The sequence below is a fragment of the Sphingomonas sp. P3_C6 genome (genome assembly GCF_056402595.1).
The window spans coordinates 46,116-64,750 of the sequence record NZ_JBFUHB010000018.1 but is presented as its reverse complement, the minus strand read 5'-3'; the positions used below and the strand labels follow the sequence as shown (position 1 = coordinate 64,750).

The 18,635-nt window shown below is 62.3% G+C and carries 11 protein-coding genes; 9 read left to right on the top strand and 2 right to left on the bottom strand.

Annotated features, from left to right (window positions below):
• The 7 genes from AC1DT7_RS16605 (at position 1) to AC1DT7_RS16575 (ending at position 14,739) form a co-directional block, all read left to right on the top strand.
• Entirely contained in the window at positions 1-1,431 is a 1,431-nt protein-coding gene (locus AC1DT7_RS16605) for a hypothetical protein (protein ID WP_478037143.1), read from the top strand.
• A 1,327-nt stretch (positions 1,432-2,758) separates the two neighbouring features.
• The gene (locus AC1DT7_RS16600; protein WP_478037142.1) at positions 2,759-4,225 is read left to right on the top strand and encodes a hypothetical protein; all 1,467 of its coding nucleotides are present in this window, start codon (positions 2,759-2,761) and stop codon (positions 4,223-4,225) included.
• A gap of 1 nt (position 4,226) precedes the next feature.
• Complete coding sequence (locus tag AC1DT7_RS16595) at positions 4,227-5,087, top strand: hypothetical protein (protein ID WP_478037141.1); 861 nt, start codon at positions 4,227-4,229, stop codon at positions 5,085-5,087.
• Positions 5,088-5,097: 10 nt separating this feature from the next.
• The gene (locus tag AC1DT7_RS16590; RefSeq protein WP_478037140.1) at positions 5,098-6,036 is read left to right on the top strand and encodes a hypothetical protein; all 939 of its coding nucleotides are present in this window, start codon (positions 5,098-5,100) and stop codon (positions 6,034-6,036) included.
• Positions 6,037-6,046: 10 nt separating this feature from the next.
• Positions 6,047-7,096, top strand: coding sequence for a hypothetical protein (locus AC1DT7_RS16585; RefSeq protein WP_478037139.1), 1,050 nt, complete (start codon positions 6,047-6,049; stop codon positions 7,094-7,096).
• Complete coding sequence (locus AC1DT7_RS16580) at positions 7,093-8,415, top strand: type IV secretory system conjugative DNA transfer family protein (protein ID WP_478037138.1); 1,323 nt, start codon at positions 7,093-7,095, stop codon at positions 8,413-8,415. Before AC1DT7_RS16585 ends, AC1DT7_RS16580 begins: the two co-directional genes overlap by 4 nt.
• A gap of 102 nt (positions 8,416-8,517) precedes the next feature.
• Positions 8,518-14,739 (top strand): hypothetical protein, encoded by a 6,222-nt coding sequence (locus AC1DT7_RS16575; protein ID WP_478037137.1) that lies wholly within the window; start codon positions 8,518-8,520, stop codon positions 14,737-14,739.
• A 20-nt stretch (positions 14,740-14,759) separates the two neighbouring features.
• On the opposite strand, the gene AC1DT7_RS16570 is transcribed toward AC1DT7_RS16575, so the two are convergent.
• The gene (locus AC1DT7_RS16570; RefSeq protein WP_478037136.1) at positions 14,760-15,929 is read right to left on the bottom strand and encodes a type IV secretory system conjugative DNA transfer family protein; all 1,170 of its coding nucleotides are present in this window, start codon (positions 15,927-15,929) and stop codon (positions 14,760-14,762) included.
• A gap of 224 nt (positions 15,930-16,153) precedes the next feature.
• Between AC1DT7_RS16570 and AC1DT7_RS16565 the strand changes: the two genes are divergently transcribed.
• Positions 16,154-16,345, top strand: coding sequence for a DUF1348 family protein (locus AC1DT7_RS16565; protein WP_478037167.1), 192 nt, complete (start codon positions 16,154-16,156; stop codon positions 16,343-16,345).
• A 196-nt stretch (positions 16,346-16,541) separates the two neighbouring features.
• Here AC1DT7_RS16565 and AC1DT7_RS16560 read toward each other — a convergent pair whose 3' ends face one another.
• On the bottom strand, positions 16,542-16,685 hold the full coding sequence (locus AC1DT7_RS16560) for a helix-turn-helix transcriptional regulator (protein WP_478037135.1): 144 nt from the start codon (positions 16,683-16,685) through the stop codon (positions 16,542-16,544).
• Between the two features lie 692 nt (positions 16,686-17,377).
• On the opposite strand from AC1DT7_RS16560, the gene AC1DT7_RS16555 reads away from it, so the two are divergent.
• Positions 17,378-18,607, top strand: a complete 1,230-nt coding sequence (locus AC1DT7_RS16555) for a PQQ-dependent sugar dehydrogenase (protein ID WP_478037134.1) — start codon at positions 17,378-17,380, stop codon at positions 18,605-18,607.
• Positions 18,608-18,635 lie beyond the last annotated feature (28 nt).

The window sequence follows — 18,635 nt, the reverse complement described above, 5'->3', positions numbered from 1 at the left end:
ATGGCTGACCGAACCTTCACCTTTTCCGTACCGCAGGACCTGGCGCGCCGGGCCGATCGGGGGGCGCCGATCGTCATCCGCAACGCCAAGCTCGCGGTCGTCAAACGTACGACGCTCGACGCGTCGATCGACCTCCCACCCGGTTGGTATGCCGCTCAATCGGTATTGCCGGATGGCCAGGAACTTGAAGCAGCGTTCGAGCTCCAAGCGACAGGAAATGTCGACCCGGTCGAGCTGAACACGATCGACGTTTCGGAAGATGCCGATCCATTCGCCGCGCCGGGTTTCATCGACGTGAGTGACGAAGACGGTCCAGGTCCAGCCATCGAGGCTGCGCCAGGCGATTTCGGTGGCCCCGCCGGAGGTGGATTCGGTGGCGACGCCGCAGTGGCTGCCGGCCCCGACTTTGGCTCCGATGTGTTCGGTGCGGCCGCGTCACCAAACTGGTTCGACTTCAAGCCCGGTCTCGGCACTCGCCGGCTGGGGCCGGCATTCTCTACAGGGTTCGCGACGGCTGACACCCTTCGGTCGTCTGAGGCGGGACCTCGCTGGCAGCTCGTCAGGTTCGACTGGGACAGCGACGAAAGCACTCTCTTGGAGGAGGGCGCAGAAGAGAGCTCGGTGAAAATCGAGGCGCTCCGAGCCGACGAGCGCAAAAATCGGTGTCTGCGCATCGAACGGCCTGGGATCGCCGATGTAAATTTGTCGCTGCCGGTGAGCTTCAGCGAAGGAGCGACCTATTCCTTCGCGGGCCCCGTGGAAAACTGGGGATTCGAGTTGCAGGATCCTGATGCGGATCTGCTGTTCGGCTACCTGGGCGGGCGCCGGGTCAGCCAGCTTGCACAACTCGTCGAGCGCCAAGGTCCTACGTGGCAGCGGCTCTTCAACGCCGACGACCTCCGCCCAGTCGCGGGCGTGGTCGGCGCCTATGCGCTGCTGCTGGTCGGCGATACCGGTGGCGAACGGGCACACGCCAATGTCGACTGGTCCATTCACATCCATCTCGCCGAGCAACTGGCGCGGTCGCCTCAAGCGCCGAGCGATGCACAGGCCATCTTCGGCGAGTTTCTCGCACGGCTCGGCAGGCATGACGAAGCGCTCCAAGAGTTTGGTAGCTTCCTAAATCGAGGACTGCCGATCTGCTCGATCGGATTGCGGATCGTCGTCGACCGTCTTCTTGGCTATCGCAACCTCGTCCAGAAGAAGGGCCTGAGCACGCAAGGTATCGATCTCGACCTTGCTATTCGGACCGTCGGCAAACTAGCAGACTATGTCGATTTTGATCAGCCCGGGTTGAGTTTTACGACAACGCGGAAGGGGCGTTTAGGCAATGACGCCCGTAGCGACACAGTCGCGCGAACCCCTTTCCTCTCCATCCTCCAAGACGGTGATGAAAACCGAAACAGTCGAACCGGCGTGTCGGAAGTCTGACAACGTCCGGTCACTAGGCAACAGCCCGGCTTTCAGGTGCTTGTCGCTTGCCAATACTGGACGCGGGCGATCAGCTACATAGTTTGAGACCTTGCGCGGCATCTGATCTGTCAGTTCGTGATAGGCGAGGGCGGAAGTGAGGCAAACAACTCCCTTCGGTACGCGCTTCGCAGCCTCGGCGAGATCGTGGTTGATATCGATCTCAGCATCGGCAAGCTGGTAGAGGCCACGCGAAAGGCGGAGCACGGCGCCGTCGGCAAGCAGGCGGGACACAGTAGTTGCGGCTATCCGCGATAGCGCCAGCCGGGCCGCGGGCAAGCGCCTTGTGCAGCGCGCCGAGCGTGCCGCTCCTCCCCGCGACCTCGACGACCGTGTCCATCGACACGGCGCCTCGGGGAACGAGCAGTCGAAGCTCCTGCCGTCTGATCATCGGGGGTCAGCCCGTCAGAACGGTGGCCGGGCCGGCATAGGGCTGGGCCTGTCATCATCGTAAATGCACTACCCGGCGCCATGAGAATGCGGATGCGGGTTGGAGTTTTCGTCATACTTGTTCTCCATCATTGGTGGAGAAGCGGCGAGATCGTGGCTAGCGAGGATCAGCATCGCAATGCGGTCGATGGACGGTATTTTCGGGGCTGACGCCCTTGTTCGCAGCGGCTAGCCTCGGGCCGGATTCGCTGATCAGCGGTATCGAATGTCTTCGATAGGTGGTTTCTGAAAACCAGCCAAAATTCTCGAATAGAATCAAAAGCTTGGCTTTTTGACGGCCCGGCTGGCGGCAGATAATCATCAAAAATATTTTCGCGTTTTAAATCAGTTAGTTACGGACGATTGAACAATCGAGTGGGAGTGAGGGAGCGTAGTCTAGCGTAGTATAGGGTTGAATTTCCAACGGGTTTCGTCACTGAAACTGACATCGTTATATCATAAACTAGTGCTTGGTGCCCGCTCCAAATCTTTGCTTTTAGATGAAATTCAGTTTCCAAATGCGGGTAGCTGATCTCATCGGCGCTTTATCTGTCGGTATTGCGATGCCGCTGCGCACAATCGATGGGCCGCTAAGGGGCTTCTCTGATGGAGGCTCTTAGAGGCCACGTTGTATCATCCGAACGCTCGGTAACTGGCGGAAGCCCAGTTCGTCGTTTCGATGGTTATGGTGCCATTCAAAGGCCTCGCCAAACGCGACCACATGGTCGGTATGAACCGATCTCAATCCGTCGCGGACATCGACAATGAGCGGACATGTCGGACATGTCTCAAGCCATTTATCGTGCTCCCGCGCCTCACCTGACAAGCTCCTCGCGTCAACACAGCCAGGAGCGACATCATGCGTCTCGATAACGTCTTCTCCCTTGCCCGCGAGGCAGTTCGGGCCGAGCCCGGGCGCCCGAACTCCGCCGGAGATCGTCCCGACGGCCCGACCCAGACCGTCGATCGGCAGCACACGATCGCCGAGGCGGCCGAGTGCGGTCGTCGCGAGGGCGCGCGTAACCGCCCGCCCAGCGGAGCCACCGAACACTCCGCGACCGAATCCGCCTATATCGATGTGGCAAGGGCCGGGATCCGCGAAAAGGCGCTCGGTATCGCCGAGCGGGCCGGCGGAAACCTCCGGGCCGCGAACCAGAATGCGCTGCAACCCATCGACTATGATCTCCTCGCGACCGAGGCGCTGGCCGCCACCGCCGCGGAGAAAATGAAGCATGGTGAGGAACTGGTCTCCGCCCGCATCGCCGAGCGGAGCGCGAAGATCGACAAGGAGATTTTCAAGGACAAGCACGGCCTGACCCGCGAGGCGGCCTACGCACCCTCGCCATTGCAGCCGGTGAGCTGGCTCATGGTAATGCTGCTGATCGAAACGATGATCAACGGCCCGATCTTCATGTCCGGCAGCGACGACGGGCTGCTGGGCGGCGCCGTCATCGCGTTCATCTGCTCGCTCGTGAATGTCGGCATCGGCTTCGGCACCGGCGCCGTCGGCATTCGCTACACGCGCTTTTCGCAGGAGAAGCCCCGCAAGTTCGGCTGGACGATCGTGGCGCTCGGCTGCGCCGTCGGCCTAGCGTTCAACATCCTGGTCAGCGTCGCGCGCAGCCAGCTGGAAACCCAGTCCGATGGTGCGAACGCGCTGACCCAGCTGTTGATCTCGATCGGGCTGGGCATGGCCGGCATGGGCATCTTCCTCTGGTCGATGGCAAAGGGCGCGGGCGGGCGCGGGCAGATCTTCGACAAGTTCGTCGGCTACAAGGAGGTCGCCGAGGCCAACCGCGAAACCGAGGAGGCCTATGACGAGAAGAAGGCGGAATATCGCGCGGCGGTCGAGGAGGCCTATGACGGCGCCGATGCGCGGCTGAACGCGCTCGACGTGGACAATGGCGCGCGCCTCCTGACGATCAGGGACATGCACGGCGACCTGGAGCAGACGATCATCCACGTCGCCGCGAACGCGCAGTCCGACGCCGACAAGGCCTGCGAGCTCGTCCGCAGCTTTCAGGAGGCCAATAGGCGGATCCGCGAAGACCAGAGCCCCGTCTATTTCGGGCAGGATCTGCCCATCGAAGTGCCCGGGTTCGATACGCCTGCGTTCCAGCGGCTGGGCGAGCTCGTCGCCCAGGGCGCCGAGATCCAGGATGCTAACCGCGCCCTCGTCACCCGCCTCAAGAGGTTGTTCGCCGAGCGCCGGGTCGCCGACATCGAGGGTTTCCTCGAGCTTGTCGACCGCATCCAGAGCCGCGCTGACGAACGACTGGTCCGCGACGCGCTGAACGGCCTCCAAGCCGCCAATCGGGAGCAGTGAGATGATCAGGCTACACAAGGCCAGGATCCGCCAGGCCAACCGCCGGAGCGTCATGATGATCGTGGGCACCGCGGCCGTCCTGCTCGTCGGGGGTGTCGCGACCTTCGCGAACGGCAGCGGGACGGGCGTCGGGGGCGACTCCTGCGCTTCCGCCGCCGCGCCGCGCACGACCATCGCCCTAGCGGACATGTCCGATGCCCCCCTGCCATCGCAGACCGGCGTCCTGCGGCAGGCGGTGCGCGAAGAGGCGGAGGCTACGCCACGGCACGGGCGGCTGACCCTCTTCGCAATTAACGGCGGGAGCGCGTTCGAGCCTCGGGAGGTGATCTCGCTCTGCAGCCCTCCGCATAGGGAGGATTTCAGTATGCTGGTCCGCACGCCGGAGCGGGCGGAGCGCCGCTGGCGGAAGGGCTTCGGCGACCCCTTCGAGGACGCGGCGATCAGGATCGCGACTGCGCCGGGATCGGCAGCCTCACCGCTGATCGAGTCGATTACGGCTGCGACCTGGCAGCCATATTGGTCTGCCAACCAGGGCCATCGGCGACTCGTGATCGTCTCCGATCTCTTTGAGCACCAGCCGGGTGGGTTTTCGCTCTACACCGGTGGTGCGGCGGCGTTTGCGCGCTCGACGCTCGCGCATCAGGCGGCGCCCGACTTGAGCGGCGTCGAGGTCGAGATTGTCACGCTGCGCCGCCCCGACCTGCTCGCCCGCCAGGCCGCCGTCGTCGAGCCCTTCTGGGTCGCGTGGCTGACCGCGCGCGGCGCGACCAGCGTCCGGTTCAGCGGCGAGGACCGGCCACGCCGCGCCGACTCCGCGCTCGTGCAGCTTCTGGCAAACCCCCAACCGCGACCCGGTCGCTGAGAGGCACGGCATGTATCAGGGATCCTTCGAACCCCGGCAAGCGGGCGGTCCGCCCCCGACGACAGGGGGGACGTCTTCTCCCTCGCGATCGCATCCGCCGCTCTTCACCCAATATCTGCCCACCGGCCTGACCGTTCAGGAGGACTGGTCCGATCCGCTGCGCCGGCGGATCGCGGGAGCGATCGGTGCAGTCGCGCTGGTCCTTTTCCTGGCGGGCTTGCATTGCCTCTTCGCCGGCAGCCATGGCTTGCTGTGGATCGGCTTATCGAGGCTTTCCCGCGTCGCCGCCGATTGTGGCGTTCCGGGTACCTATCTGCTCGCCGCTTTCGAACACCTTCTGGGTGCGCTGGCGCTGGCATGGCTGGCGCTTTGCCTGAGCTTCGGCGCCGCCGGGCGGATCGTCCCGCAGGCGAGTCAGCGCATCACCTATCATCGCCGGCAAATGTTGCAGGCTTGGTCGGGGTTGTTCCTCGGCGGCGGCGGGCTGCTTCTGCTCGGGGCAGTGCTGGCGGTCTATCGACATCCGATCCTAGCGGGGCTGATCGAGATTCCGGGCTGGGCGCTGTTTGGCGCGGCCGTACATCGCGCGCTTCTTCCGGAAACGCGGATCGCGGTTTCCTGCTTGGGAGACCTGAATCGCGGTTGGGCCAATCAACTGCTGATCAGCGGCGGGCCCTACAACAAGGGATCGGTGATCATTCCCCATGGCGATTTCATCGCCGCCGGCGTCGTGGCGGTGGGATGGCAACGCGTGCTGAACTGCGCCGATCTGCGCCTCGTCTGGCGGGATTCCCGCGGCGTCGAACGGGCGCTGCTGATCCCGGGCGCGGGCACGCCGGCAGAACTCCAGACGCTGGCGAACTATCTGCAAGGCGGCTTCACCCTGTCGCTCGACCGGCCGACGATCCGCGCGGCCCGCCCACCGCTGTTCCGCCCCGATCAGCTTTGAGGACACAACGATGACCAATCCACTCCGGGCTCTGTTCCCAAGCTCTTTCATCGACGAGCATGACGACGCCGCCCGCGCCGCCGATCTTGCCCGCAACGATTTCTCGCCCCATTTCGCGTCCAAGAACTCCGTCGAGAGCGACTGCTACGTCGACGAGCATAGCGGGCTCATCTATGTGCGCTCGCCGATCGAACAGCTGTGGATGTCGGTCTTCGGCGATCATGACGTGAAGCTGGAAAATGGCACCACCGTGCCGACGGACACGATGCGCGTGATCCTTCCGTCCGAACTGCGCGAGCACCTTCAGGCGGATCCGGCGTTCGACGCGGCCTATCATCACCTGACCGGCAGCGAGCATAAGGATGGCGAACACCTGCCGCCGCCCGGCGGCCAGGCGGATTACCATCCCGAAACGCACATGCTGCTGGGAAGCGGCAGCATGGACATGGCATCCCCGGTCGGCGGCATCGGCGCCATTGCGGATCATCGCATCGCCGATGTCGGCCCCTATGACGTGTTCCACCCGGATTATCTCCCGGCTGAACGGATGCCGGGGCCGGATCTGTCCGAAATCGGCCCGAACGACTGGCAATCCAATTACGGGCCATGCGAGCATGGCCATTACGTCGGAGCGGGATCCGCGAATATCGACAAGGCACCTCCGGTCGAGATCCCCGTCCATTCCTATATCGAGCACGCCTTCGATCCACCGAGCCCTGATGCCTGGCACTCCATTCAGGAAACCATGCCGGTAGAGCAGCCGCCGGCGTTCCAACCGGACGAGCACCAGGATCATTCCGCGATCTGGAACCAGGACGGGCCGGGCGCTCACGACAAAATGACCTGGAGCGAGGCCGCGCACGATGCGTGGGACACGGCGTGGCAAGCCCAGGATTTCGGCGGCCATATTGGTCCGGGCCCGGATCAGGGGGCCGGCTACGATTATGGCAATATCCATGACGACGGCGGTCACGATAACGGTGGCTACGACAATGGCGGTCACGACGGCGGAGGCCATGATGGCGGTGGATCGGACCATTCGGGAGGGCCCGACGCATGACGGCCGTGGCCTATCTCGATCGGGGCGATACCTCGTCCAACCGCCTGCTGCTGGGCCGCGCTGGCGCGGTCGTCAATCACCCTTGCGGCTTCCAGGCGCCCGGACTACCCGAAACCCCCTGCCCGGAGTTCATCGCCGATACGATCGAGGGACACTGCCTGCTGCTGGCGCCCACCGGCGCGGGCAAGGGCCGACACGTGATCATCCCGAATGCGCTGACCTACCGGGGATCGATGATCGTAGTGGATCCCAAGGGCGAGGCCGCGGTGGTGACCGGCGAACAACGGCGGGCCATGGGGCAGAGGGTCTATTATATCGAACCCTTCGCGGCGCGTGGCAGTCGCCATGGCATCAACCCGTTGGGGCATCTCGATCCCCGCGCGCGGGATTACAGTTCGAACCTGCGTGCCGCGGTGCGCGCGCTGACGGGGGGTATCCCGGCGCTGATCGACCGGTTCTGGGAGCAGACCGCCGAGGATTTCCTGGTCGGGGTGTTCGCGTATTTCGTCGAATATCGGCCGGTCCATGACCGCAATCTGGCCGCGATCCGCCGATTCCTATGCGACGCCGATCTATCCTACAAGATCGCAGTCGCGCTCGACACCGAACTGTCGGGCAAGACCGGGCCCGCCGTTGAGGAATTCATGAACTTCCTGGCCCATGAAGGCGAAAAGGTGCGCACGTCCGTTCGCAGCACCGCTGTCCAGCATCTGAGCATCTTCGCCGAGCCCGAGCTCGGCCCCGCGATCAACGAGACCAGCTTCCCGCTGGCGGACTTCATCGCGGGCGAGCCGATCACGATCTTCCTGATCGTGCCGCCCGCGCGGCTGGAGGCCTATGGCGCTCTGATCCGCCTATGGGTCTCGATGCTGATGTCGCTGATCATGCAACGCACCGCGCCGCCCGACCTGCCGACCCTCTTCATACTCGATGAACTGGCCCAGCTTGGATCCTTCCCGCTGCTGCGGCCCGCGGTGACGCTGATGCGGTCCTACGGGCTCAAGGCGATGCTCGTCGTCCAGGATCTCAGCCAGCTCAAGGCGATGTTCCCGACCGACTCGGCGACGATCGTCAACAATTGCGCGACCGTGCTGACCTTCGGGCATACCGGGCTGGCGATGTCGAACGAGGTCTCCCAGCTGCTTGGCGACATCGGACCCGAGGCGCTGTTCAACATGCCGTCCGACATGTTGGCTATTCGCCAGCACGGCCGACGCACGCGGCTCGCCCGGCGAATCGACTACGTACTCGATCCGGCGCTGGCGAAACTGGCGGCGCCCAATCCCATGGCCCCGAGGTCGAGAGAAACGGACCTATGAAGAAAAATCGATTCCGTAGGTGATTTTTGCTCAGCATCGTAACGAAGAACTTGGCGCAAATCAGCGTCTGCGACATTATCCCAAATATAGATGGGGCGCGCCATGCCACGTGACGAATTGCGTTCTTTTCGCGATCGCGAAGAGGCCCGATCGAGGGTTCGGGATTATGAAACCGCGCTGCGGCTATGGGTGGAGCTTCTCCGCGCCGCGATGACAAGCAAGGCCGACATCAAGAAGATGGCCGATCTGATCTTCGTCGGCTTGGCGACCCCGCCTCCGAATTTTGACAGCAGCGCCAGTGAACTACCTTGGGGGACAAAGCGGCCGCAGGTCTCGTCAATTCAGAGAAAGCTGAATCGCTGGCACGAAGAAACAGAAAACCTGCCCAAGGAAATGGAGTGGATACCCTTCATCTATAATTTGCTGAAGCAAAAACCGTTCGACGATGACCTCGATCGGAAATGGGCTGAGCTGATCAGGCTTACCGGCCGGAAGGATTTCCGGTCTCGCAAACCGGAAAAGCCGAAGAGCCACGTGAGCGAGCTGGGTCGAGGGCCGCTCAGGCCATTGGATGCCCTGAGCCATCATTCGGAGCCGGCGGACACGGCCGTTCCCCAACTCGACCGACGGCTGGAGCCCTATCTCGAGCGCCTGATCGCCAAATTCAGGCTTCTTCCCCTGCACGGCGTAGACGAGACCCCGCTTGAGATCGAGCTCGAGCGGGTCTACGTCGCGCTTCGCGCCGAGCGTGACGATGACGCCAGCCTCGGAGTGCGCCAACGCCTTCATTCGGCGGAAGTCGAGGACATCGCCCGCAAACCGTTAGACACCATTTCTCCGGAAACGTTGAGCGAAATCGATGCCGAAGTCGTCCGTGCCGGATTTCGGCCCGACCAGGACTCGGTGGACGACGATGTCCACAGCGTCGGACAATTGTTTCGTGACATTCGCAAGCTCGTCATTCTCGGCGGGCCGGGCACCGGTAAATCGATATTGGGGCAGTGGATCGCCCTTCAGTGCGCGCGCCACCTGCTCGAGGAGATGCGGTCCGGCACCCCTGCACGCGTGAAGGTGCCGAGAGACCATGTCGATTTCGAACCCGTTCAGAGTGCCGTTGCCGATGAGTTGGTCGACCTCGGGCCGGCACGCCTGCCAATTTTTCTGAGCGTGTCCCACTATGCGCGCGAACTCGCCCGGCTGCAGGATGCCCGTGAACCACCGATGAGCCTGCTGCGTTATCTGGGGCGGGACCCTGACACGCTCGGCCTGGCGGACAATCTGACGGCCGATCAGCTCAATGCGACCTTCCAGCAGCTAGTCGCCGGGCAGCGTGCGGTGGTCATTCTCGATGGCCTCGACGAACTCGCGGATGCCAATCGCCGCGCCGTCGTGCGCGAAGTTCACGAGTTTATCCGACTTTGCATAGCGGCTGACGGGCCGGCGCCGCATGTCTCGGGCGGCAACCAGATACTGATTACGAGCCGTAACGTCGGCTATGAACTCGCGCCTGTCCAGGCGGGCTGTGCGCATTTTCGGATCGAGCCGATGCTGCGGTCGGCGGTCGAACGGTTTGCCAGGTCCTGGGGCGTAGCGGTCAATGCCGAGCTGACTCTCAAAGGCCGCCCGCTATTTGATGCCGAGGGGCTGCTCGCCGAAATATACGACGGGGGCGATGGTATCCGGGTACGGGACCTAGCCCGCAATCCACTGCTCGTGACGCTCATGGCGATCGTCTTCTATCTCGACCGCCATCTCCCGGAGCAGCGGGCTGGGCTCTATCATCGGCTGACCGAGAATCTGCTAAGCATCTGGTTGCGACGGCCCGAATGCTGGGCCCACAAGTTGCAACCAGCCGAACTTCATGCCGCTCTCCAACCCTTGGCGGCTTCCCTTCAGCAAAGTTCGGCTGCCAACGCTCTGATCGGCACGCAACGCATCTGGGAGATTATGTCTCCTCCGCTCGCGCATATGCGGCGACAGGATCCTCACGATCCGCGATTCCTGGCGCTGCGCGACACGCTGTTATCGACGATCCAGAAACAGGTCGGCCTTCTCGCGGAGCAGAGTGCCGGCATCTATACCTTCTTTCACGCATCCTTTCGCGAATTCCTCGCGGCGCGGCATCTCCTGGCGAATCCGCAGGAAGCCGCCACGCGGATCCGCGAGCATCTCGACGATCCGCTCTGGCGCGAACCGCTGCTGCTTGCACTCGAATTTCTGACGATCGACGGGGCGGGGTGGGGGCCAGAGGCTCGGACGCAGCTTCTCACGGACATACTAGCGGCGGATCACGAGGGCATTCTCATTCCGCGCGCGGGAATGACGCTCGTTGCCGCACTGCCCGGCATGCCAGGAATTTCCCCTACCATTATCGAACACACGGTCGAACGGCTGCTGGCGTCTTACGGTCGATGCATCGAATCGGGCAGCAGCCAGCGACTTCAGATAGATATTCTGCAGGCATTCAGGCGCCTGAGATCCAGTTCCTATGCAGACTTGGTCGATAGGGCTTTATTGAGTGGCCTGCGCACACGGGAAAGCGCCGCCACAGTCGCTGTTCTCCTCGGGAGTCTGAATTGGCTTGGCCCGACCATTGTCGAAGCGATGCTCGATGCGCTGCCGCATGATCGTCCGGAACTCGATTGGCCGATCCGTCAGATGTTGGCCCGGGCGATCGTCGAGACGGGCGATGCCGATCATCCCGCAGCACCTCCGCTCGCCGACCGGATTGCCAGGCGCCTTCCCATGCGGCAGCGCATCGTCAGTGATCCGTTTCTGAAGCAGTGGATCGAAAAGGACAATGACTGGCTCTGGCTAATCATTGCGCTGTATGGCGGTGTCAGGTTCCAGCCCGAGACCGTGGAGGAGCAGGCTGTCGGCGCGGGTCTGGCCGGGGACTCCGCAGACGACTTCAGGATGGGTCAGCCGACGTTCGATCCCAGAACCATTGTTAGCGATCTGCTCCATACACCATTAGCCACGTTGATAGGACGGGCGCTTTCCGAACGCAGGGCGGCGCGGAGTTTGCTTCCCGCCCTCGATGAAATGTGGAGCCGCGACGATCCGCATTGTCAGGGCGAGGTTCTGGTCGCGATGGCCGCATTGGGCCGCGATATAGTACCGATCCTTCGCACGAGTTTGGGAACGCAGGATCGGGGACGCCGCGTAGCACTCGCAATCGAACGCTTCGCATGGATCAACCGCTCGTTGCGGCCACTTTTGTGCCATGGTGGGGGACTGGCTATGCTTACGCTACCGATCGAGGCCTCGGAGCGCGAAACGCTTCATCTGCTGGGCGCGGCTGCCGAGGTGCTTCTGGCGGCCGGCGCATCGCCGCGTTTGCTGGCGCGCGCTATCGCGGCCAGTCCGGTCACACCGACCGATCCCGTAACCCACAAGATGCTCAATGCCGAACAATGGGCATTCGCCCTGAGCGGCAATGTCGAGGCCGACGGTGTCGAAACGGCGTCGTTGATGCCGAGCAAGGGCAAGGAAGCGGTCGACGCTTGGGAAAACCTTTCCCGAACGAGTGCGTTTCGCGCTGGATGTTTGGGCAAATGGTCGCTGCCTATCCCCGTGCCCGGCCAAGAAGGGTTTCGCGACCACTATATCGCGATGCTGGATACGATGTGGACGATGCCACGCGGCAAGCACGGCTTCCTTGCCGGCCGGGCGCTCGGGAGCTGCCTGAACGATATTTGCGACGATGCAGAACTGTATTTCGAAACGGCTTCTCTGCTTATCCGCTGCGAGGATGATTTTCGCGCCGGCTTTCGCTTCGCTGCGGGCGACGTGCGAATCACGGACCTCGCCATCGCATCAATACGCCAAACGGTGCCGCCCGCGATTGCCGACCTGATCGTGACCTTCAAGGCCGAACGCTTTCGAACGGGCGGTGCCTTTGCTGCAATCGCAAAGGAGGCGATGGAGGCGGATTGGGACGTGTATGGTGCCGAGATTCTTTTCTGGATCGCGCCTGAGGAACTGGCCGAGATGGGGGCGTCCGGGCGCGATGAGCTGTTAGAACAGGCAGCCAAAGTGGTGTTCGTCGACCCTCTCGATGATGGCTCCCTGTCGGCTGAACATCGTTTCGCCTCGTCCATTCGAAGCGCCACGGGGACGATCTTCGACCGGCGGGCCTTGGTGGGATCTAAGCGCATAATGGCGGCGACAGCAGCCTTGGCAACCGGCGGAAATCATCAAGCGATCATGGTGTCTTCCGAACTGCCGGCGGACGATTACGCACGATTGCTGTTGGCCTTGGCTTACGGAGAGCATGGCGGACGACGAGAATCCCTGTTGGCTGCCGGGCTGTCCCTTATCCGCGAGGTTGCCGACGAGGAGGCGCGAAGTCAGCTGATCCGTGAAGCACGCCTCTTCTGGCAATATGACGTTGAGGTCGTCCGACAACTCGATGCAGCAGCGTCCGAAATCGGGGAATCATGGTCGCGAAGCTTGGCAATGGAGCGGGTCTCGCGCATGATCGAAACGCATCGGACGGCGTTTGAGGCCAGACCGCTGGTTTGGCGCGTGAACGGCAAAGCCGGCGGCAAGATCACTTTCCGGGCCGCAGGGACATCGGGCGGGCTCGTCTGGGGAGCGATCTATCTGTCTGCCGTCGCTCGTGAGGTCGGCGCGCTTCGGAATATCAGGGCCTCCGCGGAGGCCGCTTGGCTGGTGCTATCGGATCCGAGAGCCGACAAAGCAAACGCATTGAAGTCCGCGGAGGCGCTCGCCTCGACCGGCTCCCTTCACGGGATCAGGCTCGGTGTCCGAGAGGCGATGATCCTCGAACAGCTCATCCAGCAGGGCAGGGCGGACATCGTTCAGGATCTTTGGCCGCTGTTCGAGGCCGATGGAGCGGCAGATGCGATCGTCAAACGGTGGGCGGATGGGGACGGACCCGCGCGCAGCTGGGCACGGCTGTCGCTGGCAGAGGCCGGCACGCGCGATCCGGTCGTGGTCGGGACTACCCTCGACCTCCTTGAGGCGCCGGCCGACCGGCTGCGCCTCCGAGCGGCCTTGGCTCTCCACGGTTACGGAATCGGCTATCCGGCGCATCAGCGGTGGTCGCTTCGACGGGAGGGGCCAGAGGCGCTGGACATAGTGGCGCGCAGGGCCTGCGACCCCCATGCGACGCAGGCGGTCCGTTCCACCCTGTCCTGGGTGTCCAAGACCGTAAACCACGACGACGCGGAGGCTATGAGCCGATGGATCGCCGAAGCGGGGAACTCCGCCGGTCATGTGCATGCCCAGTGGATTCTGCGCTATCTCGACTATGCGGAAGATCACGTGCTTACACGGATGCTGGAGGCATTGCGCGGCGGCAATGCCGCGCTCCGTACGAACCTGCTTCAGGGGGTAAGCCGCGCAATGCATCGTCGTGAGAAATCCTGGCGGGATGATCTCAGTTGGCTCGCCGTTATACCGGCCGGCATCCGGCGTGCGGCGGGGCATATGAAGGGCGGCGCAGCACAGGCCGTGCGAGCATGTATCCGGTCCGAACTTTTCGAGCAGGCGCCTGACCGGCTCGATGCCGCCCGTGCCGTCTACGACAGCGAATTTCAGTGGCTCGACGACGAGACGTTGTCCGCGCCGGACAAGATAAGCGCGCGCCTGAGTGCCATCGGTGCCGCTAGCTATGTCTATCTTGAGCGATACTGGTCCGATGCGGAAAACGCTGCGGCGGATATCAAGAAGCCTCAGGAAGCATTGGCCTTTCTGCTAACTTGGCTGAACGCGGAGCGCGCGACTACGCCCGACCCCGTCCTGATTTCCAATCTGCTGACCGCGGTGGAAACCGTGGCGCGAACGATCAAGCGGGAGGCGGTCTGGCTCTTGATCGATCCGGTCCATTGGGAGCCCATCCTCGCGGACTGGGCGGAATTCCTTCCCCATTGGACCGGCCGCATGGCAGCGATACAGTTGCTCGGTAGATTGCGGCTGGTGACCGATCGGCTGATTCCGGCGCTGTCGTCTGCGATCCGTGACATCGACTATGTGCAACGCGCCGCGCACGAAGCGGCGAAACGCTTCCGCAAAGTGGAGGGTGATATTCTTCCGGCGGTCATGTGCCTTCTCGATAGCCCCAGTGCTAGCGTGGCCGCATCCGCCGCTCGCTTCCTCGTGGCGATTTCCCAAGGGGACGGGGAGTTCGTCGATCGCAGGCAGATATTCCGCGACCTTCAAATGACGGCGGCTCGAGGGAATGTTCAGGCGGTCTATCTACAGGATGACGCCACCAGAGGGCCGATGGGGTTCAGCAGTGAAGGCAGGCTGGATCGAATCCTATACGATGCGGCGCTCGCCGTGGGCAATTTCTGAGGGTCGTTTCCTCAGCGTTTTCAGTTTGCCAGTGTCTGCAGTCGCATCAGGTTGCGATCGAGCCGGACCAGCTGTTCTCCCTTGACCAGCGAAGCGGCGGTGCCCGGCTCGGTTTGGAACAGGGCCTCGATCTCCGCATCCATCGTGAAGCTGACGGGTCCAATAACCTGTAGCGCCCCACTATTCTCCAGCATCTCCGTCCAGGCCTGCGGATGCCGCGCGCGCAGTTGCGCGGGACTCTTCCAGATCGACCACAGCAGGGCGCGCGCCGGCCATCGCAAACTCATGGCGGCTTCGAAGTCGGGAAATGGGGCGATCTCCTGGCACTCGTCCAACAGGAACAGGACGCTCCGCTGGTCGGCCAAACTCGCCAAGCCATGGAGCATGACGCCGATCCAGAGTCGAAGGAGCATGGCATGCGACCGCAGCCGGTTCGAGGGTAGCACAAGATAGATCGAGAAAGGCGGTCCTTCCAGTAAACCTCCGAGAGGCGTGGATGATGGGGAGATGCTCGCCAGGCTGTCCTCACTCAAATCGGCCAGGAGCGCTATACGACTATGCACTGCCTGGATTATTTCCGTTCTCTTCTGATCGGAATATTGGAGAAAAGCGGAAATCGATGCATAGACGCTTTTCGGAAGCTTGCCGCCGATCGTGTCTAGGACCACCGCTAGATTATATATGACGTCGTCACTGTAGAATACGGATACCGCTGCCTTAAGCGAGCGCTTCTCCGGAACCGTGGCGCAGTAGCCCAAGACGGCGATTAGGAGTTCCAGGCCAAGAGCATCGGCATGGTTGGCGCAGTCGCTGCTGGGAAAGATCAGGTTCGCAAGAGTCTGACCGGCCGTGCCCTGGTCCTGTTCGGGAAGAGTCATGAAATTGAACGGATCAATCGCATCGGTCGCTTCGCCTAGCACCCTGAAGGGATCGACGCGATATACTCGCTGTCCTTGAGATCGCCGCGCGTCGGCTGTCGCACGGTAATACCCCCCGTCGGGATCCACGACGACGACCGAACCCTTCGCCTGCTTCAGATTTGGAACGATCAAAGCGTTCGCTTTATCGGTGCCGGCAGCTGCAAAGGTGATGAGGGACCCGTCCGAATAGAAATCGACGGTCTGCGCCGGAGCAGACTCTGGCTTTTTGCCAAGGCAAATATGAGGAAATTCCTTACACGGATCGCTCATAATATCTCCATTTGTAATCGCACCGCCCTGATCACCTCGAGAAAATCCACCTCGTGCGGCCTCCCACGTTGACCGGGCTAGGGCACCAGCCGCGCAGAACGTTCCCATTCCTCGTCCGTCACATCAGACGGATAGCGCTTGGTCTTCTTGGCAATCTCGGCCGTTCGGCCCTGACTCTGCTTGACCCACATCCCAAGCTTTGATCATATCGCGCCACAGCCGGGATTCCTTTTCCCGATTTCCCATACAGCCTTTCATACGGCAACGAGAATTGGGTATTTGACGAGCAAGACCTGATGCGCAGACGTATCGCAGACATCAATGATCTGCCGATCGGCGAGACCGAGCATCTTTATCATTGGCCTCTGGCTCGCCGTCCGGAAGATCACCCCGGCTTCAGCGCGCTGGGTTCGTAATCCGCGGCAGCCGTTGGGCTCGGTCAGCTAACCGTACCACGTATCGACCTCGCCTGCCTCGTCGACGGACGTTTGCCCGGCGACGAGGAGTCGATCCGGATCAGCCCTTGGGCTCACCGGGCGCCATTTGCGATGGCGCACGTCGACCGTGGAGGCGACATCTGCTTCGCCTGCGAAATACGCAGAGCGACGCTATTCAAGCCACGCCTCGACCTCTGCCAAGTCCCAGACAACGGGGCGAGAGGTTGGAGCGGGGAGGGAACTCGCCTCGTTTCTCCATCTCGAAGATCGTGCTGTCGGCCAACGGGACGATCAATTGCAGCTCATGCCGTCTGATCATCCGCGGTAGGCCCGTTAAGACCGTGGCCGGGCCTGCGTAGGCCTGCGGTCGATCATCATCTTCGTGTCCCCTGTTAGACTAGGTGTCATGAGGATGCGGACACGTGTTGGTGTCTTTGTCATGCTTGCTCTCTATCGCTAATAGAGATGCGGCGAGATCGCAGGTTCCACGAACCCACATCGGCGATGCGGTCGATCCACGGTATTTTCGGAGCTGACGCGCTGGCTTTCGGCGCGTAACCTCAGGCGTGGTCCGCTGGTTAGCCGTACCGATTGTCTTCGAAATGTGGCTTCTGAAGAGCGGCCAAAACTCCCGAATGGAATCAGGAGCTTGGCTTTTTGACGGCCCTACTAGCGGCAGATAATCACGAAAAATATTTTTCGCGTTTTAAATCAGTTGGTTACGGGCGCATGAACAATCGAGTGGGAATGAGAGTAGCTGCCACGGTGGACTTGGTAGGCGCATTTTTCGCAACCGCCGCCCGTCCTAGCCCTACGTACAGCCGGCGACCGATGTCTCAATTTCGAGCTCGTAGATTGCCGAAGCCTCGGGCTGAACAATTTTGAATCGTTGCTCAATGATGCTGGTCGCCTCATTCATATTGCGCGGCTTGCCCGGTCAAATATAGTTCGCGACCGAACCCCTCCAGGCGTCCTCAAGGCGCTGTGGTCGAGTATTGAAGGAACGATTTGATGAAGATGGTAACGACCGCATTGCTCGCGACGCTGCTCTCGACCGCGGGCAGCGCCCAGGTCAATCTCGGGTCGCAGGCTGCGGAGGCCGGTCTGCCCTTCACCATGACTCAGGTGGCGTCTTTCGATCTTCCATGGCGCATGGCATTCCTGCCCGACGGCCGCATGCTGGTGACTGAAAAGGTAGGTCCGGTGTGGCTCGTCACGCCGGAGGGCAAAAAGACGCGGCTCACCGGCGTGCCCGCGGTGGTCTATCGCGGACAGGGCGGGATGCTTGGCGTCTATGTCTCGCCAAAATATGCGACTGACCAGAGTGTCTACCTGACCTATGCCGAACCCGGCGTTCCGGCCGACGGCGAGGGCGCATCGAGCCTCGCCCTGGCCCGTGGCAAACTGGTCATCAAGGGCGCAACGGCGAGCCTGGAGGGCCTCGAGGTCATCTGGCGGCAGATGCCGAAGGGGCAGGGCGGTCAGTTCGGCGCCGCGATCGCCTTCTCGCCAGATGGCAACTATCTGTTCCTGACCGTGGGCGATCGTCAGCGGATGACTCCGGCACAGGATCCGAACCAGGAACTGGGCAAGATCTTGCGTCTCACCCTCGACGGCAAACCGGCCCCCGGAAATCCGGGTGCAGGAAAGACGGGCGCCAAGCAGGTCACCCTGATCGCGCCGCCTAAAGACACGGTCGCCGCAAAGACCGCGCCGGTACTGAAAACCTATACCTACCCTGGGACCAATCCGACGCCGTCGGAAGTCTGGTCGAGTGGCCACCGCACGCCTTATGGCCTTGCCTTCGCGCCTGACGGCAAGCTGTGGGAGGTGGAGCATGGTCCGAAGGGCGGCGACGAGCTCAACCTGATCCTGCCGACGAAGAATTATGGCTGGCCGGAGGTGTGCTACTGCACCAACTATAACGACGTGCCCAATCCTAGCCACGACAGCCGGCCCGAGTTCGAAAAGCCGAAACTCTACTGGAACCCGGTCATCGCGCCCGGCAACCTCACCTTCTACAACGGCACCCTGTTCAAGGGATGGGAAGGGTCTGCGCTGATTGGCGGGATGGCGAGCAAGACGCTCAACAGGGTCGTCATCAAGGGCGATACCGCGACTGCTGCGGAGCGGTGGGATGTCGGCAAGCGGGTCCGCGACGTCGAGGTCGCGCCTGATGGGGCGATCTGGATGCTTGAAGATGCCAAGCCAGGCGGCATGTTCCGCGTGACGCCGAAGTAACCCATATCGGGCTTCGCCGTCGGCCTTA